This is a genomic window from Streptomyces sp. NPDC014889 (assembly GCF_043081205.1).
In the GTDB taxonomy this organism is placed as follows: domain Bacteria; phylum Actinomycetota; class Actinomycetes; order Streptomycetales; family Streptomycetaceae; genus Streptomyces.
The window spans coordinates 113,686-135,542 of sequence record NZ_JBIBWH010000008.1 but is presented as its reverse complement, the minus strand read 5'-3'; the positions used below and the strand labels follow the sequence as shown (position 1 = coordinate 135,542).

The following is a 21,857-nucleotide window of genomic DNA, read 5'->3' as shown; positions in this document are numbered from 1 at the left end:
GGCCCTCCGCTCGGGACGTCTCCGAAGGAGCCAACCGGCACGCAGGTGTCGGCCGGCGCACGGGTGTTCCGTCCACGCGGCCGGTCGGCCGCCGGCCCCGTAAGGGTGCCGTGGGACCGCTACCGGGGCGCCAGCACGCGGGCGATCTCCGCGATCGCGTCCGGCCTCACCCGGCAGCAGCCGCCGATCAGCCGGGCACCGGCGGCGCGCCAGCGTGCCACCTGGTCCGGGGTGAAGGTGGAGCGGCCGGTCCACGAGCGGGACCGGGCGTCCCAGGACTCACCGCTGTTGGGGTAGACCACGACCGGCTTGCCGGTGACGCGGGCGGCCGTGTGCGCCGCGGCGGCCGCGTCACCGGGCGCGCAGCAGTTCACGCCGACGGCGATCACCTCGTCCGCGTCGGCGGCCAGGGCGAACGCCTCCTCCAGCGGCTGCCCGGCGCGCGTACGGTCACCGGCGACGGTGTACGACAGCCAGGCCGGCACCCCCAGCCCGCGCACCGCCCGCAGCAGCGCCCGCGCCTCCTCCGTGTCCGGCACCGTCTCCAGCGCCAGCACGTCGGGCCGGGCGGAGGCCAGCACCTCCAGGCGGGGACGGTGGAAGCGCTCCAACTCGTCGACGGTGAGCCCGTACCGGCCCCGGTACTCGGAGCCGTCGGCGAGCATCGCCCCGTAGGGCCCCGCCGACGCGGCCACCCACAACGGCCGCACCACCCCGAGCGCACGCGCCCGCCGCGCCGCCTCCCGCGCCGTCCCCACACTCAGCCTCATGAGTCCGGCCGCCCGCTCCCGCCCGACTCCCCGCCTCGCGAACCCCTCGAAGGTGGCCTGATAACTCGCGGTGATCGCGACGCTCGCCCCCGCCTCGAAGTACGCCAGATGCGCCCGGGCGACCGCCTCCGGCCGCTCGGCCAGCAGCCGCGCCGACCACAACTCGTCGCTCAGGTCGTACCCGCCCGCTTCCAGCTGATTGGACATCCCCCCGTCGAGCACAACAGCCCCACCGGCGAGCGCGTCGGCGAGGGCGGGGGAGGTGACGCCGTCCATGCCTCGACGCTAATCGATGACCTGGCACCCGGGAACGGGGTCCGGGCCGGCTACGAGGCCGGAAGCGTCCGTCCCAGGCGGGCGAGCGGGGACAGGGCCATCAGCGCAGGGGAGAGCAGCATGCCCGCGGCCGTCACCAGGAGGCTGGTGCGCAGCCCCCACTCCTGCGCGAGGAATCCGCCGAGCAACGAGCCGAGCGGGGTCAGGCCCATGCCGACGAATGTGATCGTCGCGGCCGCGCGGCCCTGCATCCCGTCCGGGGTGAGGGCCTGCCGGACAGCCATGACCGTGACATTCACCAACTGGCCGCCGGCACCGAACACGAAGTTGATCACGAGCAGCACGGGAACAGTCAGCGTGGAGGAGCCGTGCACCGCGGGCACGCACAGGAACACGCCGTCCCCGAGTGCCGCCGCGGACACGAGCACCGCGCCATGGCCGAACCGGAGCGGCAGACGGGCGGCCAGGACCGAACCCAGGAGCGCGCCCGGCCCCGTCGCGGCGAGCGCCAGCCCGACGACGGCGCCCGACAGGTGCAGTTCCCGCGGCAGGAAGAGCAGATAGACAGTCATCGCGGCCGCCAAGGAGAACTGGAAGGCGGCCGAGGCGAGGCACACGGTCCGCAACGAGGCGTCGCCGGCGACGAAACGGAGGCCCTCATGGATGCGCCGCCAGACCCGAGGGGGGCGTTCCGAGCGCTTCGGGAGTGATTCGGTCCGGCGGATCCGTCGGACCGACAGGAACGACAACGCGAAGAACAGCGCGCCGGCAGCGGCGGCGATCGGCGCCGACAGCAGTGACACCAAGGCGCCACCGAGGGCGGGACCGCCGATCTGGGCCGCGGACCGGCTTCCCTCGAGCGCGCTGTTGCCCCGCACCAACTGATCGCGTGCGACCAGCCGTACGAGAGACGCCTGGTATGCCACGTCGAAGAACACGGACAGGGCCCCGACGGCACAGGCGACCACGAACAGCGCGGGCAGGCCGAGCCGGCCGAGGAGGCCGGCCACGGCGGCGGCGCCCAGTGCCAGGGCCCGGCCGGCGTCCGCCAGCACCATCACCGTGCGGGTCCGCCACCTGTCGACCCACGCGCCCACGAACAGCGAGAGCAACAGGATCGGCGCCTGCCCCACCGCGCGCAGGACGCCCAACTGGCCGGCATCGGCGCCGAGCGTCAGGACGGCGAAGAGCGGCAGAACCACCAGGCTCGCGTGTTCGCCGAGTTGGGAGACCGTCTGACCCACCCAGAGCCCGCGGAAGTCGCCATCCCGCCACAGACTCGAGGGGCTCACCTACTCACCCGGCGTCCAGCTCCACGGCCCTCGACGTCGCCGCTCCGGGAGGCCGGGCCCGGTTGTTCCGGGGCGCCCCGTAGCGCGCCAGGTAGTGCCAGACCTTCTTGACTGCCTGAGGGTCATGGCGGCCGGACCGCGCCGCGTCTCCGACGATGCGGGGATCGAGCACGCCGTCGACCGCGATCCGCGCGCCCAGATCGACGTATTCCTGACCGCGGTAGCCGGGATGACGGCGGAGTTCCTCGACGGCGATCCGCAAACCGGGGTGCCACTCCACGGGGCAGCCAAGGCGCAGGGCCGCCGCCTCGACGGTCGTGCCTCGGTAGCAGGGGTCCAGGACCAACGCCTCGACATGGCGGTCCGGCCGGACCGGTCCATGCACCTGCGCCTCGACGTAGTCGTCCAGATCGTCCTGGCGGTCGGCGAGGGCAAGCGCGATGAGGCCCATGCGGTCCGCGACACCGAAATCCGAGGGCTCGAGGAAACTGTCCGGGTAACAGAACGTGGTCCGCGGCAGCGTCTCGGCCGTCAGCCGGAAGTGCGCGGAGCCGAACCGCGGTGCTCCGCCGAGCGGCCTGCGACGGAAGTTCAGCGCCCCGTAGACCGGCCGCTCATGAGCGGGCGCCTCGTCGTACGCCCCGTTGAAGATCCGGCTCTCCCAGCGCCACCGGTCGCCGCCGGGAAACGCGGTCAGTCCGCCGTTGCTGATCCCCGTGACGAACTGCGAGCGGTAGACGCCGTCTTCGGCCATGACGTCCAGGATCGGCCTGCCGTCCAGCAGACGGTCCGGGTGGAAGTTGAGCGTCACCCGCAGCATCGGATCCATCGGCGGGCCCGACGCCAGTTCCGCGACATGACGAAGGGCCAGTTCCTGCGCTGTGGGAGAGGCCGCGGATCTCATCCGCACAGTCTTCCCCAAGCCGGCCGACCGGTGCACCCGGATTACCCGCCGGCAGCCCGTCGAGGATTGGGGACGGTCGCGGTGATGAGGGCGGGGAGTTCGCGCATGTCGTGGAAGACGGTGGTGCCGTGGCCTTCGAGGCGTTCGGCCGGGGTCAGCCCGCCGGCGTAGCCGAAGGCGCGCATGCCGGCCGCGCGGGCGGCCAGGACGCCGGGCCGGCTGTCCTCGACCACCACGCAGGCGGCCGGGTCGGCGCCCATCTGCCGGGCGGCGTACAGGAACAGGTCCGGGGCGGGCTTTCCGCGGGCGACTTCGGTGGCGCTGTGGATGCGGCCCGCGAAGCGGTCGTAGAGCCCGGTGCGGCCCAGGGTGTGGCGCATCTTCTCGTGGGAGCCGCTGGAGGCCACGCACGTCGGCAGGGTTATCGCGTCGAGTGCCTCGGGCAGCCCCTCGACGGGGGCGAGATCGGCGTCCACCGCCTCGCGGTGAAGCTGCTCGAACCGCTTGGCCCAGATCGCGGCGGTCTCCTCGCCGAGCCGGGCGGCGATCTGCTCGCGGATGGCGGCATGCGAGCGGCCGATGAACCGGTCGACGACCTCGTCCTCGGTGAGCGGCCAACCCAGTTCCGCGCCGAGGGCGACCTGGACGCGGGCGGCGATGCGTTCGCTGTCCACCAGCACGCCGTCGCAGTCGAATATGACGAGTTCAATCGGCTTGGTCATCCCCGCAGCCTAGGGTCAGCGCCGTGCGGAGGGCATCGAACCGCTCGCGAGGTTCGAAGGCGCTCGCGAAGTTCGAAGGCGGCGATCGGGCGAAACCGCCCCGACGGCTCCACGTCGGCTGTCGGACAAGAGTCCCGGTCTCGTCAGTGACGGGCCGTCCGGCAGGATGTGCGGGACCTGGCCAGCCCGCGGATGGAGACATGCCATGACCTCCGGACTGGACGGCTCGGCGTCGTCGGGGACTGGTGCCGAGACCGGCGTCCCGCCCGTCCGCGCCGGGCGTGCGGGCGCCTGCGTCGTCGGGCTCGGGGCCTGCGTGGTCGTTCCGGTCGGGCCGGGGGTGCCGGTGCGGATGGCCCTCGTGGGCCTCGGAGTCGTGCTGCTGGCCGCCTGGGCCGGGGTTCTGCGATCGGCGGCGGCGGTCCGGGCGGCGGTGTTCGCCGGGCCGCTCTTCGGCTGTCTCGCGGTGGGGATGCTCTCCGGCTGGCCGCCCGCCGTCACCACGGTCCTGGTGTGCGTCCTGCCTCTGGGATGCCTCCTGCTCGCCGGTCGTCACGCTGCCCTCGGCCCGGCCGCGCCCTGGCTGAGGCGTGGTTCGCCGACGGCCGGGACCCTCTGGCTGAGCCTGGCCACGGTCGTGCTCAGCGCCCTGGCACTCACGGCCTGGGCGCTCGGGGTGCGGCCCGAGCCGGCGGAGTACCTTCGGGAGCTGCAACGCCTCCCACTCGGCCTCGCGATCCTGGGCATCGTGGCGTTCGCCCTGGTCAACGCGGTATGGGAAGAGGCGCTCTTCCGCGGAGTGCTGCTGACCGAACCCGCCTCGGCCTGGGGCACCGGGGCCGCCGTGGTGCTTCAGGCCCTGCTGTTCGGGGCCGCGCATTTCGGCGGCTTCCCGTCCGGCTTCACCGGCGTGTTCATGGCGGGCGCCTGGGGATTCGCCTTGGGTGTCCTGCGCGTGCGCAGCGGCGGCATCCTGGTCCCCTACCTGGTGCACGTGGCCGCTGACGCGGTCATCGGGACGCTGGCGGTGCTGATCCTGCGGTGAGGTGCGGAAGGGAGGGCGCGCCGGTGGGGTTCCGGCGCGCCCGTGGTGCGGGTGTCAGCTCGCCGTGCAGCTGATCGAGCCGACCGGATAGTTGTTGCCCGTGGACGTGGCCGTGAATCCGAAGAAGACACTGCCGTTGGGCGGTACGGTCCGGTTGTAGTCGGCGTTCCTGACCGTGACCGTGCCGTCCCCGGCCGTGGTCAGATTGCCGTTCCAGGCAGTGCCGATCTTGGTACCGGTGCCGGGTTTCCAGGTCACCGTCCAGCCGTTCAGCGGTGCCGTGCCGTGGTTCATCACCTCCACGGAGCCCTGGAAGCCGCCGCTCCAGGAGTTCTCCACGTTGTACACGGCCATGCAGGAGCCGGTCTGCGGACCGGACGGAGTCGGCGTCGGGGTGGGCGTCGGAGTCGGGGTGGGAGTGGGCGTCGGGGTCGGAGTCCCCGAGCCGGAGTCGCGGATGCCGGTCACCTCACCGTGGCCACCGTCGAAGACGATGTCCGAGCAGGAGAAGAAGTTCTCCTGGCTGTCGGAGCGCACCCACTGGATGAAGATCAGCGCGTTGCCCGAACGGCCGGAGGGCAGGGCGAGGTTCCAGTAGTAGTGGCCGCCGTCGGTGCCCGGCGACCCCACCTGCGGCGGGTTGCTGACCGTCTGGATCAGGTCCAGGTCGGCCCAGCGGAGCTGGGACGCGGACGACCAGCCCGGCTTGGTGATGTAGACCCGGAAGTCACCCGGGTGCGCGGCCCAGTTGCTGTACTGGAGCTGCATCGTGGACCCGGAGGTCAGATGCGTCCTGGGCCAGTCGGCGCGGGCCGCGTTGTAGGCGGAGAAGTCGTACGGCGAGCGGTCGCCCGCGCTGCACAGGGTGCCGTCCGGCACGTAACCCTGGTTCCGGCCGCCGGCGTTGGAGTCGAGCACCGCGAACCAGTTGTACAGCGGTGTGGCACCGCTCTTGTTCAGGGCGTCCCGGCACGCGGGGTTCGTCGGGTCGAGGCTGCCGGTCGCCGTGCGGGCGTCCACGTAACACAGATAGGTGCGCGAACCGGGCATCATCGCCACGCCGTGCGCCTCGGCGCGGCCCTGACCGAGAAGGGTCAGGCCAAGTGCCGCGAGGAGGGTGGCGAAGGCCGCCGCCACCGACAGAAGTCTGCTGCGTCGAGCCACTTTCGGTCCTTCCTTCCTGCTGGGGTGATCGGGTATTCCGTGTAGGTCTCAGGCCTTGGTGCAGGCAGTGCCGTTGAGGGTGAAGGCACTCGGCGCGGCGAACGTGCCGCTGTAGGTGCCCTGGAAGCCGAACGTCTGGCTGCCGCCCGGCGCTATCTGCGTGTTGTGCGACAGGGCGGTCGCGGTGACGGCGCCCGAGGACGGGTTCACCGTGGCGTTCCAGGCGCTGGTGACGCGCTGCCCTGAGGGCAGGGTGAAGCCGAGCTGCCAGCCGCTCACCGCCGCGGAACCGGTGTTGCGGACGGTGACGTCGGCGGTGAACCCGTCCGTCCAGACGTTCGTGGCGTACGTCACCGAACAGGCCGTCTGGCCACCGGGGTTGCCGCCCCCGCCGCCACCGTTGCCTCCGCCGCCGCCGTTGCCACCCGTGCGGATCTCGGAGGAGAACGACGTCACGGCGAGCCCGGTGCCGTTCTGCCAGGGCTCGAAGCCCGCCTGCACGCTCGTCAGGTACCAGTTGCTCGACGCCAGTTGACGGGAAACCGCCTGCTGGACGAAGTCCATCACGTCGAAGTTCCAGCTGCTGATCGCCGATGGGGCGACGAAGGACAGCACGTTGTTGGAGCCGTTGCTGCCCGACCACACCTGCCAGGACCGGCCGGCGACCGTGGCCGTGCCGGTCTGCGAGCCCACCGGCTGGATCGGGCCGACCTTGTTGAACCAGACCATGATCTCGGTCCGGTTCACGCCGTCCTTGCGGGCCGTCGGGTCCAGCCAGATGTCGTAGGCGGCGTCGTAGACCGCGTCGCTGACATAGCCGTACGAGATGCTGGTGGGCGCGCTGGAGATGGTGTCAAGCCGGGCCGGGAGCGCCGTACCGGGTGAGCAGTTGGTGTAGTGGCAGCCGTTGTAGACGGACGGGTACGACTTCGGCGCGCCGTTGGTGGCCACCGAGCCGTCTGCCCGGTTGATCCGGAAGCCGGAGTCCGTCACGGTGATGCACTGGGCGGCGTTGGTGCCCCAGCGGTTGTTCTGGACCACGTAGCGGCCCTGGATCGTGGTCGTTCCGTAGGCGTCGCAGATCTGGGTGTCGGCGTGCGCCGCCGGAGCGGCCGCCAGGAAGGCGGCGACCAGGGCGAGAGCGGTGAGCAGTGCGCACAGCACACCGCGCGCGGTGTCGAGCCGATGGGGCAGCAGTCGCATAGGGGGCCTCTTCGAGGGGCGACGTCGGAGGGAGGAGGGGTGCTCCCGTTCGCGCTTCCGTGGGAGCGCTCCCATCGTTTGGAACGGACTATAGGAAGCGATTCATGTCCCTGACAAGAGTGTGAGTGAGACAAAAAAAGAGAGTGCGGAGCGCGCTGTTTCAGCCGTTCACGCCCGCATGTCCGGTTCCCAGCGATGTGTCCACCGCGGCGCGCTCCGTCGCTCCATTCCTCGACCCGCTGCCGGACGGCGAGGGCGGGCGTGGGCTGGTGCTGGTGGCCGCCGTGTCCGAGCGGTGGGGCGTGGAGCAGGCGGCGGACCGCGCCTACAAGGTGGTGTGGGCTCAGGTGCGGGTCACGGGGCCAGGAGGTCGGCGAGGAAGGCGTTCGTGAACTTGCCGGCCGGGTCCAGCTCCCGGGCCAGCGCGCGGAAGTCGTCCAGTCGCGGGTACCGGTCGCGCAGGACGGCCGACGGGGTGGTGAACACCTTGCCCCAGTGCGGGCGGGCGTCGAGGCCGGCCAGGGCCTCTTCGAGTCGGCGTACCACCGGCAGGACCGTCGCCGTGTCCTCGATCCAGGTGAAGTGCGCGGCGACGGTGTCCCGGCCGTGGCAGGGGCTCAGCCACTGCTCGTCGGCGGCGACGGTGCGGATCTCGCACGTCTGGAGCACCCGGGCGACCGTCCCCCGGATTCCGTCGAGCGCGTGCAGGAGGTCGAGGGCGTACCGGCGCGGCAGCAGGTACTCGGACTGCAGCTCGGCGCCGCTGCTGGGGGTGAACTCGGCGCGGAAGTGCGGCAGTCGCTCGTGCCAGGGTCCGGGCACGCCGAACTGCTGGGTGCAGTTCTCGGCCGGCATGCCGGGCACCGGGTGCAGCGCGACCTTGGCCGGTACCGCCCAGGGGAAGGCGGGCAGCGGCTGGTCGGTGCGCCGCTTGAGCCATACCTGGCGGAAGCCCGGGTCGCGCCAGTCGGTGAACAGGCTGACGCTGTACGCGGCGGCCGCCACCGTCTCGTAGTCCAGTCCCTCCAGGGGGAGTTCGGTGAACAGGTGCTGCTCGACCTCGTAGGCGGGCTCCAGGTCGAGGGTGAGCGCGGTGACCACTCCGAGCGCGCCGAGGGAGGTGACGGCCCCGCCGAAGCGCGGGTCGCCGCTGCCGATGGTGACCGTCGAGCCGTCCGCGGTGACGATCTCCACCTCCCGCACGGCGGCGGCCAGCGGACCGTTACTCACCCCGGAGCCGTGGGTGCCGGTCGCCACCGACCCGGCCACCGAGATGTGCGGCAGGGAGGCCATGTTGGGCAGGGCGAGACCGCGCGCGTGCACGTGGCGGGCCAGTTCCGCGTACCGAAGGCCGCCGGCCACCCGGACCGTGCGGGCCGCCGTGTCGACGTCGGCCTCGGCGGGCATCGCCTCCAGGGAGAGCAGGGTGCCCCCGGCGCCCGGGTCGGCGATCTCGTTGAAGGAGTGCCCGCTGCCCAGCACCCGCACCCGCGCGCTGCGGGCGACCAGCTCCCGCACCGCGTCGAGCGAGCCCGGCCGTTCCACCTCCGCGGCACTGTAGGTGATGTTCTTCGCCCAGTTGGTCACGGTCGTCCCGGTCATCCCGCTCTTCCTCGCCCTCACACCACGGCCCACAAGGTCACGGGGAACGTACCCGACGGCCGCCGGACAGAGGTTCACCGCCTCCGTGCGGGGGACCCGGCACGACCTGCGCGCGAGCGGAGGCATACCGTGAGAAGTCGTACACGCGAGTCGGGAGGAGTCAACGGGATGGGCAGCCGTACCGAGCTGGTCGAGGATCTGATGGAGCGCTTCCCGCACGTGCCGCGGGAGGCCGTCTTCAAGGAGGATCTGCTCCGGGGCGGTGTGGCCTTCGACCCGTCCGCGCTCAGCGACAACGAGAGCGGCGAGGTCAAGCCGAAGTCGTACTTCATCTTCTCCTTCGACCACGGCACCCTGCCCGAGCTGGGGGAGGCCGCGCTGCGGCGGCCGCCGGAGGAGATCATCCTCACCGGCGGACCGTACGACCTGCGGCGTACCGTCGTCTCCGTACGGGTGAACCCGGCCTCGCCCTACCGCGTGGCCGCCGACGAGGAGGGGCTGCTCGGGCTCTACCTGGACGGGAAGCGGATCGCCGACGTCGGTGTGCCGCCCATGCCCGAGTACTACCGGCACACGCTGTCCAACGGGAAGTCCGTGATGGAGGTCGCCCCGACCATCCAGTGGGGCTACCTGATCTACCTCACCGTCTTCCGGGTCTGCCAGTACTTCGGCGCCAAGGAGGAGTGCCAGTACTGCGACATCAACCACAACTGGCGCCAGCACAAGGCGGCCGGCCGGCCCTACACCGGCGTCAAGGACGTCGAGGAGGTCCTGGAGGCACTGGACATCATCGACCGGTACGACACGCAGAAGGCGTCCACCGCCTACACCCTGACCGGAGGCGCCGTCACCTCCAAGGTGGCGGGCCGCGACGAGGCCGACTTCTACGGCCACTACGCCAAGGCCATCGAGGAGCGCTTCCCGGGCCGCTGGATCGGCAAGGTCGTCGCGCAGGCGCTGCCGAAGCCGGACGTGCAGCGGTTCAAGGACTACGGCGTGCAGATCTACCACCCCAACTTCGAGGTGTGGGACCGCCGCCTGTTCGAGCTGTACTGCCCGGGCAAGGAGCGCTACGTCGGCCGCGACGAGTGGCACCGCCGCATCCTGGACTCCGCCGAGGTGTTCGGCGCGCGCAACGTGATCCCCAACTTCGTGGCGGGCGTGGAGATGGCCGAGCCCTTCGGCTTCACCACCGTCGACGAGGCCATCGCGTCCACCACCGAGGGCCTGCGCTTCTTCATGTCGCACGGCATCACGCCCCGCTTCACCACCTGGTGCCCGGAGCCCACCACCCCGCTGGGCAAGGCCAACCCGCAGGGCGCGCCGCTGGAGTACCACATCCGGCTCCTGGAGGCCTACCGCGCCACGATGGACGACTTCGGGCTGCCCTCGCCCCCCGGCTACGGCCCGGCCGGCCCCGGCCACGCGGTGTTCTCGGTCAGCTCCTTCATGGACAGCCTGCCGGCGGCGCAGGAGGCGCCGGCGGAGACCGAGGGCGCGGCGCGGTAGCCCTCCGCGGGCGCGTTTGCGGGTCCCGTGAGTCGTATGGGGGCTTCCGTCCGTACTACGGAGCGGAGTTGAGGACCACGGGATCCGTCACGACAATTGCATACGTGGCTTGTCAGTTGTGTCAAAGGCGTGAAAAGCTCGTGCTCTACCCCGAGGTACCCCCCAACTTCTCCCTGAGCGCAGAGAGTTGACCTCGCCCGTGGATGCAGGAGACCCATGCCCGACCTGCCGAGCCCCAAGGACGCGACCGAGGCCGCGCTGCTTGCCGAGTGCTGGGACGCCGTGCTCTCCTACGCCGACCTGTGCACGGCCGGGTCCGGCGCGGCCGGGCAGCTGGCCGCGGAGGCCTTCGCCGCGGGTGTGCGCGAGGTCCGGGCCGCCGAGGCCGGCGCGTCCCGGGGCCGCCGTACGCCCCGGCTGCCCGCGATCCCGCTGACGCTGGCCGCCGTGCGCACCACCGCCGCGTCCTGGGAGGCCGGCGGGCTCGGCGACCGGCTCGACCCGGACCTGCGGCTGTGGCTCAACTCCGACAAGGCCGCCCGCTGGGCCGGCCCGCCGCCGCAGCGGCCGCTCGCCCTGCGCACCCTGCGGGACCTCCAGGAACCGGACGCCGCGCTGCTGTGGCTGGCCGAGGTGGAGGCGCTGCCGTCGACCGTGGTGGCCCGCCGGCTGGGCCTCGACCCCGCGCGGGTGTCCGAGGAACTCGACCAGGTGCGGACCCTGTTCCGGGACCGCTGCCGGCGCAACCACCTCGACACCCCGATGGACGCGGAGTGCCGCGGCTACGCCGGACTGCTGGACGCGGTCACCCGTCCCGCGTCCGCCGCCGAGACCCCCGAGGACCTCTCCCGGCACCTGGCCACCTGCGAGGGATGCGCCCAGGCCGCCGCCTGCCTGCGGCCGCGTGGCGGCGGACTGCCCGCCGCGCTGGCCGGCGGCGTCATCGGCTGGGGCGGACTGGCCTACCTGGAGCGCCGCCGCCGGGCCGCCGAGGTGCGCCTCGTCGCCCGCCGCCCCGCGGCGGCGGACAGCGGCGAGGAGCCGCAGCGGGGCGCCGCGCGGGCGCGGCTCGTGCGCGGCGGCCTGCTCGCCGCGGCGGTCGCCCTGTCCGGGCTGGCGCTGGCCGTGTCGATGATGCCGTTCGGCGGCTCCGCGAACGACGACGCGAGCGGCGACGCCGGCCGCCGGCCGGTCACCGACGGCCGCCCGGCCCTCGACCCGGACGCCGGCCCGCCGGCCGCCGAGCCGCTGCCGTCCGCCTCCGTCGCGGCCTCGGTGTCCGCGGCCCACGAGTCGTCCGCGAGCGGCGCGGCGACCCGGTCGGGGCGTGAGAACCCCGACCCGGAGCCGCAGGGCACCGCCTCGGCCACCGCCGACGGGGGCGACTCGCCCGACCCGGGGACGGACGGATCCGGGACGGGCGGTTCCGGCACGGGCGGCACGGCGTCCGGCGGTACGGCGTCCGGGGGTACGGGAACCGGTGGGCCGGACAGCGGCGGGACAGGGGTCTGCCGGGTCGACTACGACCTGACGTACCAGTGGACCGACGGCTTCCAGGCCAAGGTCACCGTCACCACCGCACGCTCCCTGGACACCTGGCGCGTCGCCTGGTCCTTCCGCGACGGGCAGCAGGTCGGCCAGATGTGGGACGCGACCGTCGCCCAGAACGGCACCCGCGTCACCGCCACCGCCGCCGAGTACAACAAGTCCGTCCCCGCGAACGGCACCCTGTCCTTCGGCTTCCTCGGCACCTGGCACGGCCACAACTCCACGCCGAACGACTTCACGCTCAACGGGCACGGCTGCGCGACGGGCTGATCCCGGGCCCGCGGACGGACCGGCGGCCCGGCGGCCCGGCCTCAAGGGTGACCCGAACGGCCCTGTCGGGTACCCGGGCGGGACATGGAGGGTGGAACCGTGTGCCACCGGCACGCGGTACCCCCCTCCGCACGCGGTACCCCGACCGCCGTCCCGACCCGGAAGGAAACCCGATGTCCGTCGAGACGCAGCAGGCAGCCGCCGGACTCACGGACGAGGAACTCGCGACGCTGGACGCCCACTGGCGTGCCGCGAACTACCTCTCCGTCGGCCAGATCTACCTCATGGGCAACCCACTGCTGGCCGAACCGCTGCGCCCGGAGCACATCAAGCCGCGCCTGCTCGGCCACTGGGGCACCTCGCCCGGCCTCAACCTGGTCCACACCCACTTCAACCGCGTCATCAAGGCCCGCGACCTGAACGCCCTTTGCATCTGGGGACCCGGCCACGGCGGGCCCGCCGTGCTGGCCAACTCCTGGCTGGAGGGCTCGTACACCGAGACCTATCCGGACATCACCCGGGACGCCGCCGGCATGGCGCGGCTGTTCAAGCAGTTCTCCTTCCCCGGCGGGGTGCCCAGCCACGTCGCCCCCGAGACACCGGGCTCCATCCACGAGGGCGGCGAACTCGGCTACTCGCTCTCCCACGCGTACGGCGCCGCGCTCGACAACCCGGACCTGGTCGTGGCCTGCGTGATCGGCGACGGCGAGGCGGAGACCGGCCCGCTGGCCGCGTCCTGGCACTCCAACAAGTTCCTCGACCCGGTCCACGACGGAGCGGTCCTGCCGGTCCTGCACCTCAACGGCTACAAGATCGCCAACCCGACCGTCCTTGCCCGCCTCCCCGAGGCGGAACTCGGCGAACTGCTCCGCGGCTACGGCCACGACCCGATCCACGTCACCGGGGACGACCCGGCCGCCGTGCACCGCGCCATGGCCGCGGCCATGGACACCGCCCTCGACCGCATCGCCGCCCTCCAGCACGCCGCCCGCACCGACGGCGCCACGGAGCGGCCCCGCTGGCCCGTGATCGTGCTGCGCACCCCCAAGGGCTGGACCGGACCCGCCGAGGTCGACGGGGTACCCGTGGAGGGCACCTGGCGCGCCCACCAGGTCCCGCTGGCCGGCGTCCGGGACAACCCCGAGCACCTGCGGCAACTGGAGCAGTGGCTGCGCTCGTACCGCCCCGGGGAACTCTTCGACGAGCACGGCGCCCCGCGCCCCGACGTGCTGGCCTGCGTCCCGCACGGCGCCCGCCGCCTCGGCGCCACCCCGCACGCCAACGGCGGACTCCTGCTGCGCGAACTGCCCCTGCCCCCGCTGGAGAAGTACGCCGTCGAGGTCGACAAGCCCGGCGCGACCCTGCACGAGCCCACCCGCGTCCTCGGCGACCTGCTCGAGGACGTCATGGCCGCCACCACCGACCGGCGCGACTTCCGGCTCGTCGGCCCCGACGAGACCGCCTCCAACCGCCTCCAGGCCGTCTACGGCGCCAGCGGCAAGGCATGGCAGGCCCTGACCCTGCCGGTGGACGAGCACCTCGACCCGCACGGCCGGGTCATGGAGATCCTGTCCGAACACACCTGCCAGGGCTGGCTCGAGGGCTACCTCCTCACCGGCCGGCACGGACTGTTCTCCTGTTACGAGGCCTTCGTGCACATCGTCGACTCGATGGTCAACCAGCACATCAAATGGCTGCGCACCACCCGCCGCCTGTCCTGGCGTGCCCCCATCGCCTCCTTCAACTACCTGCTGACCTCGCACGTCTGGCGCCAGGACCACAACGGCTTCTCCCACCAGGACCCCGGCTTCGTCGACCACATCCTGAACAAGAGCCCCGAAGCGGTCCGGGTCTACTTCCCGCCGGACGCCAACACCCTGCTCTCCGTGGCCGACCACACGCTGCGCAGCCGCGACTACGTCAACGTGATCGTCGCCGGCAAGCAGCCCTGCTTCGACTGGCTCTCCATGGAGCAGGCCACCGTGCACTGCGCGCGCGGCGCCGGCGTCTGGGAGTGGGCCGGCACCGAGGACGGCATCCGCGAGCCGGACGTCGTGCTGGCCTGCGCGGGCGACGTGCCGACCCAGGAGGTGCTGGCCGCCGCCCAGCTCCTGCGCCGGCACCTGCCCGACTTGGCCGTGCGCGTGGTCAACGTCGTCGACATCGCCCGGCTGCTGCCCGGCGAGGAGCACCCGCACGGCATGACCGACTTCGAGTACGACGGCCTGTTCACCCGGGACAAGCCGGTGATCTTCGCCTACCACGGCTACCCGTGGCTGATCCACCGCCTGGCCTACCGGCGGGCCGGCCACCCCCACCTGCACGTGCGCGGCTACAAGGAGATCGGCACCACGACCACACCGTTCGACATGGTGGTCAGCAACGACCTGGACCGCTACCGGCTGGTCATGGACGTCATCGACCGCGTCCCCGGCCTCGCGGTGCGCGCCGCCGCCGTCCGCCAGCGCATGGAGGACACCCGGCTGCGCCACCACGCCTGGATCCGGGAGCACGGCGTGGACCTGCCCGAGGTGGCGGACTGGTCCTGGGACGGCTGACCCGGACGTTCCCCCTCCGGCGCGCGGGGCGGCGCACAGGATCCCATCACGGTCACGCGCGGACCAGGGCCGACCGGCCCTGGTCCGGTCACGCGCCGCGGGGAAGGATCCTTGATGTAAGCCGACACATCACAAGGAGCGACCGATGGCGGACCGTGAGCAGGCCGGACCGGACACCCCGATCCGGGTCTTCCTCCTCGACGACCACGAGGTGGTACGGCGCGGGGTGCACGACCTGCTGAACGACGAACCGGACATCACGGTGGTGGGCGAGGCCGCCACCGCCGACCAGGCCCTGGTGCGCGTCCCCGCCCTGCGCCCGGACGTGGCCGTGCTCGACGTACGGCTGCCCGACGGCGACGGCGTGACGGTCTGCCGCGAGCTGCGCTCCCGCCTGCCGGAACTGGCCTGTCTGATGCTGACCTCGTTCGACGACGAGGAGGCACTGCTGGACTCGATCATGGCGGGCGCCTCCGGCTATGTGCTGAAGCAGATCCGGGGCTCCGACCTGGTCTCGGCGGTGCGCACCGTGGCGAGCGGCCAGTCGCTGCTCGACCCCAGCGCCACCACGAAGCTGATGGCCCGGTTGCGCGGCGGACAGCAGGCGGAGGAGGCGCCGGACGCGCTGCCCGGACTGACCGACCGGGAACGGGAGATCCTGGGGCTGATCGGCGAGGGCCTGACCAACCGGCAGATCGGCCAGCGCCTCTACCTGGCCGAGAAGACGGTGAAGAACCACATCTCCCGCCTGCTCGCCAAGCTGGGCGTGGAGCGGCGCATCCAGGCCGCCGTCATCGCCACCCAGGCCAAGGACCGGCTGCGCGGGAGCTCCTGACGCGGGTCAGCGCGGGCTCGGGCCCCTCGCGTACGGGGACGGCGCCGTTCGTCCCTCGTGTGAGGGACCTCGGGCCCGTTGGTGCGGGCGGCGGGAGCGGGCGATCCTGGAGGCGGACCGCCTTGAGGGAGGCATGGCCATGCACGCTCAGCGGGGCGACCGACTGGTCGTCGAAAGCCCGGTCACCGGCGACGTCCGGCGGGACGGCGAGATCGTCGGCCTGCACCACGACGACGGCACCCCGCCGTACGACGTGCGCTGGTCCGACACCGGCGAGATCACGCTGGTGTTCCCCGGCCCGGACGCACACGTCCGGCACCCGGGCGAGGACGACGTGGCCGCGCCCGGCGGGGACGAGGGGACCGCGCGGACACCGGCCACGGCCGGGGGACCGGCTTCCGAGGCGCCCCCCGGCGGCGGGCCCGCCCGGCCGGGCGATTTCGGCCGGCGTCTGGCGGCCGCCCGCGCGAAGCGGGGACTGAGCCTGGAGGAGACGGCGGGCCGGGCCCGGATGTCCCCGCAGTACCTCGCCTATCTGGAACAGCACCCCTCGGCGCCGGGGACGGGAACCGTCGTGCGGCTGGCCGACGCTCTCGACACCACACCGGTCACGCTGAGCGGCGGCGACCAGGACCTGCCACCCGGGCAGGGGCAGGCGCTGCTCCACCCCCGGCTGACCGACCTCGGCCGGGACGAGTGCCGGGCGCTGCTGTCCACGCACGGAGTGGGCCGCGTCGCGCTGACCGGCCCGGACGGGCCCGCCGTCTTCCCGGTCAACTACGACGTGGTCGACGACGACCTCGTGTTCCGCACCGCGCCCGGCTCGGCTCCCGCCTGCGCCGTCGGCCACGAGGTGGCTTTCGAGGTGGACCACGTCGACGAGACGATGAGCCAGGGCTGGAGCGTGCTGGCGGTCGGCCGCGCCGAAGCGGTCACGGAGGCCGACGCCGTGCGCCGGCTGGGGGAGCGGGTCCATTCCGACCCCTGGGCGGGCGGGCCACGGAACCTGTGGGTGCGCATCCGGCCCGTCCGTCTGACGGGACGCCGTATCACTCCCGCGGACCGGTGAGCGGGCCGCCGGGCACGACCGACTCCGAGCGCTACGGGCCGGTGCACGGCGCACGAATGGGCGGGAAGGACAATCCACTTCTCGCGGATCCTGATTGCGCGGTGCGCGGCTTTTCACCGCTTCCCCGCGTCTTCCGGTCCTTCCCGCCACTCTCATGACACCACACGCGCCGTCGCGGCACCAGGCCGCCCGGCCCTGCCGGGCGGTGCTGGCCCTGGCGGGCAGTGCTGGTCCTGGCGGGCAGCTCACCTCGCTGGGCCCGCGGGGCACGGCCGGGCGCATGCCCGTGCGGGACTTCACCGGCCCGGTGCCGGGGCTGCGTCCGCCCGCGCTGCGTTTCGAACGGCACGCGCAGGTGGCCCTGTTGTGGACCCCGCACGACCGGCGGGAGGACTGGCTGCGCGCGGGGCAGGCGATGGAGCGGGCCCTGCTGGTGGCCACCCGGTACGGGGTGCGCACCTCGATGCTGCACCAGGCGATGGAGTGGCCCGACCTGCGGGCGGCGATGGCCGCCCCGAGGCTCCGCTGCCGCCCCCATCTGCTGATCCGCTTCGGCTACGGCCCGGACGGAGGCCGCACCCCGCGCGCGACCACCGCATGGGGTGAAAGGACAGGATGAACCCGCACGACGAGCGCGGGCCGGGGCGGCGTACCGAACGCCCGCCCCGGCCCACCGGGTCCCCGACCGCCGCCGCGCGACCGTTCAGCCCCGGACGCGCAGATCGTTCAGCTCCCGTCCGGTGACCATGGTGGCCTCGATGCGGATGAAGACGTCCTCCTCGATCGGCATCCAGGAACGCGGCCCGGTCCGCAGGAGACGCTCGTGCTCGACGGGATCGGTGACCACGGTGGCCCGGCCGGTGACGACCACGCTCCAGCCCGACCGGCTCTCCACGTCGAAGGCGTCCGCCTCGAAGGCGACCACGACCCCGTCGACGGCGCGCACGAGGTCCGATCCCGCGGAGGTGCGCAGCAGCACGGACGCGTCCGCCGCCAGGGCGAAGTTGACGGGGAGCACCGCCGGCAGCGCCTGCCGCGTGTAGACGACACGGCCCACCGGCACCTCGGCCATCAGGCGCAGGCACTCCTGCCGGTCCATCGAGCGAAAGCCATCATTGTCGGACACCCTCCCATGGTCGCCGCGCACCCGGCCTGGCGTTAGGGCCTGTTGGCCCACATCTTCGGTGCCGCCGGACGCCGCGGAAGTGGCCGCTCCGGGGGCGGGACGGCCGGGTCGGTGGAATCCTGTGGTGCGCGGGAGCCGGCCGCGCCGTTCGTGAACGGGGCGGGCGCCATCCGCCAGGGAAGCGAGCGACCAACGGGCTGGACCGACCCGGAAGGGAGCGGCGCGGTGGCCAAGGAGACCGACCCGGCGTCGATGCGCACCCGCGGAACCCCGTGGCCGGGCCTGGACGGTGAACTGACGCAGGCGCTGGTGAGCTCGCGCCGGTTCTTCACCCGGGCGGAGGTCTCACCCGACCTGCGCACCCTGCACAGGACCGGCGGCCGGCAGGCGGACGACTTCTACCGTGACCGCTGGTCGCACGACAAGGTGGTGCGCTCCACCCACGGGGTGAACTGCACCGGGTCCTGCTCGTGGAAGGTGTACGTCAAGGACGGCATCATCACCTGGGAGGCCCAGCAGACCGACTATCCCTCGGTCGGCCCGGACCGCCCCGAGTACGAGCCGCGCGGCTGCCCGCGCGGCGCCGCGTTCTCCTGGTACACGTACTCGCCGACCCGCGTCCGCTACCCGTATGTGCGGGGCGTGCTGCTCCAGATGTACCGGGAGGCGAAGGCCCGGCTCGGCGATCCGGTCGCGGCCTGGGCCGACATCGTCTCCGACCCGGCGCGGGCCCGCCGGTACAAGGCCGCGCGCGGCAGGGGCGGCCTGGTGCGGACGAGCTGGGCGGAGGCCGTGGAACTGGCCGCCGCCGCGCATGTGCACACCATCGGGGAGTACGGGCCCGACCGGCTGGCCGGGTTCTCGCCGATCCCGGCGATGTCGATGGTCTCGCACGCGGCGGGCGCCCGCTTCTACTCGCTGATCGGCGGCGTGATGCTGTCCTTCTACGACTGGTACGCGGATCTGCCGGTCGCCTCGCCGCAGGTCTTCGGCGACCAGACGGACGTGCCGGAGTCGGGGGACTGGTGGGACGCCGGTTATCTGATCATGTGGGGTTCCAACCTGCCGGTGACCCGGACCCCGGACGCGCACTGGATGACCGAGGCCCGCTACCGGGGCCAGAAGGTCGTCGCGGTCAGTCCGGACTACGCGGACAACGTGAAGTTCGCCGACGAGTGGCTGCCCGCGCGGCCGGGCACCGACGGAGCCCTGGCGATGGCCATGGGCCACGTGGTGCTCAAGGAGTTCTTCACCGACCGCCGCACCCCGTACTTCGAGGAGTACGTGAAGCGGTACACGGACCTGCCGTTCCTGGTCGCCCTGGACGAGCGCGAGCCGGGGGCGGGGACGTACGCGCCGGGCAAGTTCCTGACGGCGGCCGACCTCGGTGGGGAACCGGCCGCCGCCGAGCACGCGGAGTTCCGTACGGTCCTGCTGGACGGCGACGGCAGCCCGGTCGTCCCCGGCGGCACCCTCGGCGACCGGTTCGGCGAGAGCGGGGCCGGACGGTGGAACCTCGACCTGGGAGACGTCGACCCGCTGCTGTCGGCCGACGGCGGCGGCGAGGACCCGGTCGAGGTCGAGCTGCCCCGCTTCGACGCCCCCGACGGCGCCGCGGGCGTGCTGCGGCGCGGCGTACCGGTGCGGCGGATCGCCGGACGGCTGGTCACCACGGTGTACGACCTGCTGCTCGCCCAGTACGGCGTGGGCCGCCCCGGACTGCCCGGCCGCTGGCCCGCGTCGTACGACGACGCCGACGAGCCGTACACGCCCGCCTGGCAGGCGGCGATCACCGGCGTGGACGCGGAGCGGGCCGCGCGCATCGCCCGGGAGTTCGCCGCCAACGCCGAGGAGTCACGCGGCCGTTCGATGATCGTGATGGGTGCGGGCACCAACCACTGGTTCCACTCCGACACCATCTACCGGGCGTTCCTCACCCTCACCACGCTGACCGGCTGCCAGGGCGTCAACGGCGGCGGCTGGGCCCACTACGTCGGCCAGGAGAAGGTCCGGCCGCTCACCGGCTACAACGTGCTCGCGACCGCCTCCGACTGGAACCGCCCGGCGCGGCAGATGATCCAGACGGCGTACTGGTACCTGCACAGCGACCAGTTCCGCTACGACCCGTTCTCCGCCGACACCCTCGCGGCGGCCGGCGCGGGCGGCCCCTTCGCCGGGAGGACCACCGCGGACCTGATCGCCGCCTCCGCGCGCATGGGCTGGATGCCCTCCTATCCGACCTTCGACCGCAATCCGCTCGACCTCGCCGACGAGGCCGAGGCGGAAGGCCGCCCGGTCGGCGATCACGTCGTGGAGGAACTGACGGCGGGGCGGCTGGGGTTCGCGGGCGAGGACCCGGACGCCCCCGCCAACTTCCCCCGCGTACTGACCATCTGGCGGGCCAACCTGCTCGGCTCCTCCGCGAAGGGCAACGAGTACTTCCTCAAGCACCTGCTCGGCACCGACTCCTCCGTCAGCGCCGCCGAGGCGCCGCCCGGCGCGCGGCCCCGGGACGTGAGATGGCGGGAGGAGGCGCCCGTCGGCAAACTCGACCTGCTGCTCACGCTGGACTTCCGCATGACCAGCACGACCGTCTTCTCGGACGTGGTGCTGCCCGCCGCCACCTGGTACGAGAAGCACGACCTGTCGAGCACCGACATGCACCCCTACGTGCACGCCTTCAACCCGGCGATCGCCCCGCCCTGGCAGACCCGCACCGACTGGGACGCCTTCACCACCCTGGCCCGCGAGTTCAGCCGGCTCGCCGCCCCCCGCCTCGGCGTGCGCAAGGACGTGGTCGCCGCCCCGCTGCTGCACGACACCCCGGACGAACTGGCCACCCCGCACGGCCGCGTACGGGACTGGAAGGCCGGCGAGTGCCCGCCCGTGCCCGGCCGCACCATGCCCAAGCTGATCACCGTCGAACGCGACTACGGCGCCGTCGCCGAGAAGATGACCGCGCTCGGCCCGCTCCTGGACTCGCTCGGCGCCTCCACCAAGGGCGTCACCTTCCGCCTGGAACGCGAACTGGACTACCTGCGGCACAAGAACGGCCCGGTGCGCGGGGGAGTGGCCGACGGGCGGCCCACGCTCGCCCGGGACGTGCACGCCTGCGAGACGATCCTCGCCCTGTCCGGCACCACCAACGGCCACCTGGCCACGCAGGGCTTCCACACCCTCGAAGCGCGCACCGGGGTCCGGCTCGCCGACCTGGCCGCGGAGCACGAGGGCAAGCAGGTCACCTTCGCCGACACCCAGGAAGCCCCCGTGCCGGTCATCACCAGCCCCGAGTGGTCCGGTTCGGAGGCGGGCGGCCGCCGCTACGCGCCGTTCACCGTCAACGTCGAACGCGGAAAGCCGTGGCACACCCTCACCGGCCGCCAGCACTTCTACCTCGACCACGACTGGATGGCCGCCCTCGGCGAACAACTCCCCGTCTACCGGCAGCCGTTGGACATGCACGCGCTGTTCGGTGAACCGGAGCTGGGAGAGACCGGCGAACTCGGCCTGACCCTGCGGTACCTGACCCCGCACAACAAGTGGTCCATCCACTCCGAGTACCAGGACAACCTGTTCATGCTGTCGCTGTCCCGGGGCGGACCCACCATCTGGATGAGCACCGAGGACGCGGCCAGGACCGGCGTACAGGACAACGACTGGATCGAGGCCGTCAACCGCAACGGCGTCGTCGCCGCCCGCGCCGTCGTCTCGCACCGGATGCCCCGGGGCACCGTCTACATGCACCACGCCCAGGACCGCCTGATCGACGTGCCCCGCACCGAGACCACCGGCCGCCGCGGCGGCATCCACAACTCCCTCACCCGGCTGCTGATCAAACCCAGCCACCTCATCGGCGGCTACGCCCAGTTGTCGTACGCCTTCAACTACCTCGGCCCGACCGGCAACCAGCGCGACGAGGTGACCGTCATCCGCCGCCGCGCCGACCAGGAGGTGACGTACTGAC

At 72.6% G+C, this 21,857-nt stretch carries 16 protein-coding genes; 8 read left to right on the top strand and 8 right to left on the bottom strand.

Annotated features, from left to right (window positions below; genetic code table 11):
- Positions 1 to 119: 119 nt before the first annotated feature.
- Genes mmuM through ACF09J_RS17570 form a run of 4 tightly spaced genes read right to left on the bottom strand, consistent with a single transcriptional unit; the run spans position 120 to position 3,964 of the window.
- Positions 120 to 1,046 (bottom strand): homocysteine S-methyltransferase, encoded by a 927-nt coding sequence (gene mmuM, locus ACF09J_RS17585; protein WP_392306316.1) that lies wholly within the window; start codon positions 1,044 to 1,046, stop codon positions 120 to 122.
- Between the two features lie 50 nt (positions 1,047 to 1,096).
- Complete coding sequence (locus ACF09J_RS17580) at positions 1,097 to 2,338, bottom strand: MFS transporter (protein ID WP_392306315.1); 1,242 nt, start codon at positions 2,336 to 2,338, stop codon at positions 1,097 to 1,099.
- Positions 2,339 to 2,342: 4 nt separating this feature from the next.
- Positions 2,343 to 3,242 (bottom strand): DUF3626 domain-containing protein, encoded by a 900-nt coding sequence (locus tag ACF09J_RS17575; RefSeq protein ID WP_392306314.1) that lies wholly within the window; start codon positions 3,240 to 3,242, stop codon positions 2,343 to 2,345.
- Positions 3,243 to 3,283: 41 nt separating this feature from the next.
- Entirely contained in the window at positions 3,284 to 3,964 is a 681-nt protein-coding gene (locus ACF09J_RS17570; RefSeq protein WP_392306313.1) for an HAD family hydrolase, read from the bottom strand.
- Positions 3,965 to 4,169: 205 nt separating this feature from the next.
- Between ACF09J_RS17570 and ACF09J_RS17565 the strand changes: the two genes are divergently transcribed.
- The gene (locus tag ACF09J_RS17565) at positions 4,170 to 5,009 is read left to right on the top strand and encodes a CPBP family intramembrane glutamic endopeptidase (protein WP_392306312.1); all 840 of its coding nucleotides are present in this window, start codon (positions 4,170 to 4,172) and stop codon (positions 5,007 to 5,009) included.
- Positions 5,010 to 5,063: 54 nt separating this feature from the next.
- On the opposite strand, the gene ACF09J_RS17560 is transcribed toward ACF09J_RS17565, so the two are convergent.
- The 3 genes from ACF09J_RS17560 to ACF09J_RS17550 form a co-directional block, all read right to left on the bottom strand.
- Positions 5,064 to 6,173 carry a lytic polysaccharide monooxygenase gene (locus tag ACF09J_RS17560; RefSeq protein WP_392306311.1) on the bottom strand — a complete coding sequence of 370 codons (1,110 nt, stop codon included), beginning with the start codon at positions 6,171 to 6,173 and terminating at the stop codon, positions 5,064 to 5,066.
- Between the two features lie 48 nt (positions 6,174 to 6,221).
- A complete protein-coding gene (locus tag ACF09J_RS17555; RefSeq protein ID WP_392306310.1) occupies positions 6,222 to 7,376 on the bottom strand; it encodes a cellulose binding domain-containing protein in 1,155 nt (384 codons plus the stop codon).
- A 354-nt stretch (positions 7,377 to 7,730) separates the two neighbouring features.
- The gene (locus ACF09J_RS17550) at positions 7,731 to 8,978 is read right to left on the bottom strand and encodes an FAD-binding protein (protein WP_392306309.1); all 1,248 of its coding nucleotides are present in this window, start codon (positions 8,976 to 8,978) and stop codon (positions 7,731 to 7,733) included.
- A 168-nt stretch (positions 8,979 to 9,146) separates the two neighbouring features.
- On the opposite strand from ACF09J_RS17550, the gene ACF09J_RS17545 reads away from it, so the two are divergent.
- The 6 genes from ACF09J_RS17545 to ACF09J_RS17520 all read left to right on the top strand — a co-directional run bounded on the left by ACF09J_RS17545 (position 9,147) and on the right by ACF09J_RS17520 (position 17,386).
- Positions 9,147 to 10,487, top strand: coding sequence for a radical SAM protein (locus ACF09J_RS17545; protein WP_392306308.1), 1,341 nt, complete (start codon positions 9,147 to 9,149; stop codon positions 10,485 to 10,487).
- A 216-nt stretch (positions 10,488 to 10,703) separates the two neighbouring features.
- Complete coding sequence (locus ACF09J_RS17540) at positions 10,704 to 12,305, top strand: cellulose binding domain-containing protein (RefSeq protein WP_392306307.1); 1,602 nt, start codon at positions 10,704 to 10,706, stop codon at positions 12,303 to 12,305.
- A gap of 173 nt (positions 12,306 to 12,478) precedes the next feature.
- Positions 12,479 to 14,863, top strand: a complete 2,385-nt coding sequence (locus tag ACF09J_RS17535; protein ID WP_392306306.1) for a phosphoketolase — start codon at positions 12,479 to 12,481, stop codon at positions 14,861 to 14,863.
- Between the two features lie 145 nt (positions 14,864 to 15,008).
- On the top strand, positions 15,009 to 15,698 hold the full coding sequence (locus ACF09J_RS17530; protein WP_392306305.1) for a response regulator: 690 nt from the start codon (positions 15,009 to 15,011) through the stop codon (positions 15,696 to 15,698).
- Positions 15,699 to 15,837: 139 nt separating this feature from the next.
- Positions 15,838 to 16,767, top strand: coding sequence for a pyridoxamine 5'-phosphate oxidase family protein (locus ACF09J_RS17525; protein ID WP_392306552.1), 930 nt, complete (start codon positions 15,838 to 15,840; stop codon positions 16,765 to 16,767).
- Between the two features lie 154 nt (positions 16,768 to 16,921).
- On the top strand, positions 16,922 to 17,386 hold the full coding sequence (locus ACF09J_RS17520; protein WP_392306304.1) for a hypothetical protein: 465 nt from the start codon (positions 16,922 to 16,924) through the stop codon (positions 17,384 to 17,386).
- An 84-nt stretch (positions 17,387 to 17,470) separates the two neighbouring features.
- On the opposite strand, the gene ACF09J_RS17515 is transcribed toward ACF09J_RS17520, so the two are convergent.
- Positions 17,471 to 17,866 carry a pyridoxamine 5'-phosphate oxidase family protein gene (locus tag ACF09J_RS17515; RefSeq protein ID WP_392306551.1) on the bottom strand — a complete coding sequence of 132 codons (396 nt, stop codon included), beginning with the start codon at positions 17,864 to 17,866 and terminating at the stop codon, positions 17,471 to 17,473.
- Between the two features lie 279 nt (positions 17,867 to 18,145).
- Between ACF09J_RS17515 and ACF09J_RS17510 the strand changes: the two genes are divergently transcribed.
- Positions 18,146 to 21,856, top strand: coding sequence for a nitrate reductase subunit alpha (locus ACF09J_RS17510; protein WP_392306550.1), 3,711 nt, complete (start codon positions 18,146 to 18,148; stop codon positions 21,854 to 21,856).
- The last annotated feature ends 1 nt before the right edge of the window (position 21,857 follow it).

What these genes read in the sequence shown, in the direction of transcription:
- mmuM (WP_392306316.1), bottom strand. Translation starts at nt 1,046, where the DNA reads ATGGACGGCGTCACCTCCCCCGCCCTCGCCGACGCGCTCGCCGGTGGG.
- ACF09J_RS17565 (WP_392306312.1), top strand. Translation starts at nt 4,170, where the DNA reads ATGACCTCCGGACTGGACGGCTCGGCGTCGTCGGGGACTGGTGCCGAG.
- ACF09J_RS17510 (WP_392306550.1), top strand. Translation starts at nt 18,146, where the DNA reads ATGCGCACCCGCGGAACCCCGTGGCCGGGCCTGGACGGTGAACTGACG.
- ACF09J_RS17520 (WP_392306304.1), top strand. Translation starts at nt 16,922, where the DNA reads ATGACACCACACGCGCCGTCGCGGCACCAGGCCGCCCGGCCCTGCCGG.
- ACF09J_RS17540 (WP_392306307.1), top strand. Translation starts at nt 10,704, where the DNA reads ATGCCCGACCTGCCGAGCCCCAAGGACGCGACCGAGGCCGCGCTGCTT.
- ACF09J_RS17575 (WP_392306314.1), bottom strand. Translation starts at nt 3,242, where the DNA reads ATGAGATCCGCGGCCTCTCCCACAGCGCAGGAACTGGCCCTTCGTCAT.
- ACF09J_RS17525 (WP_392306552.1), top strand. Translation starts at nt 15,838, where the DNA reads ATGCACGCTCAGCGGGGCGACCGACTGGTCGTCGAAAGCCCGGTCACC.
- ACF09J_RS17530 (WP_392306305.1), top strand. Translation starts at nt 15,009, where the DNA reads ATGGCGGACCGTGAGCAGGCCGGACCGGACACCCCGATCCGGGTCTTC.
- ACF09J_RS17555 (WP_392306310.1), bottom strand. Translation starts at nt 7,376, where the DNA reads ATGCGACTGCTGCCCCATCGGCTCGACACCGCGCGCGGTGTGCTGTGC.
- ACF09J_RS17545 (WP_392306308.1), top strand. Translation starts at nt 9,147, where the DNA reads ATGGGCAGCCGTACCGAGCTGGTCGAGGATCTGATGGAGCGCTTCCCG.
- ACF09J_RS17550 (WP_392306309.1), bottom strand. Translation starts at nt 8,978, where the DNA reads ATGACCGGGACGACCGTGACCAACTGGGCGAAGAACATCACCTACAGT.
- ACF09J_RS17535 (WP_392306306.1), top strand. Translation starts at nt 12,479, where the DNA reads ATGTCCGTCGAGACGCAGCAGGCAGCCGCCGGACTCACGGACGAGGAA.
- ACF09J_RS17570 (WP_392306313.1), bottom strand. Translation starts at nt 3,964, where the DNA reads ATGACCAAGCCGATTGAACTCGTCATATTCGACTGCGACGGCGTGCTG.
- ACF09J_RS17515 (WP_392306551.1), bottom strand. Translation starts at nt 17,866, where the DNA reads ATGGACCGGCAGGAGTGCCTGCGCCTGATGGCCGAGGTGCCGGTGGGC.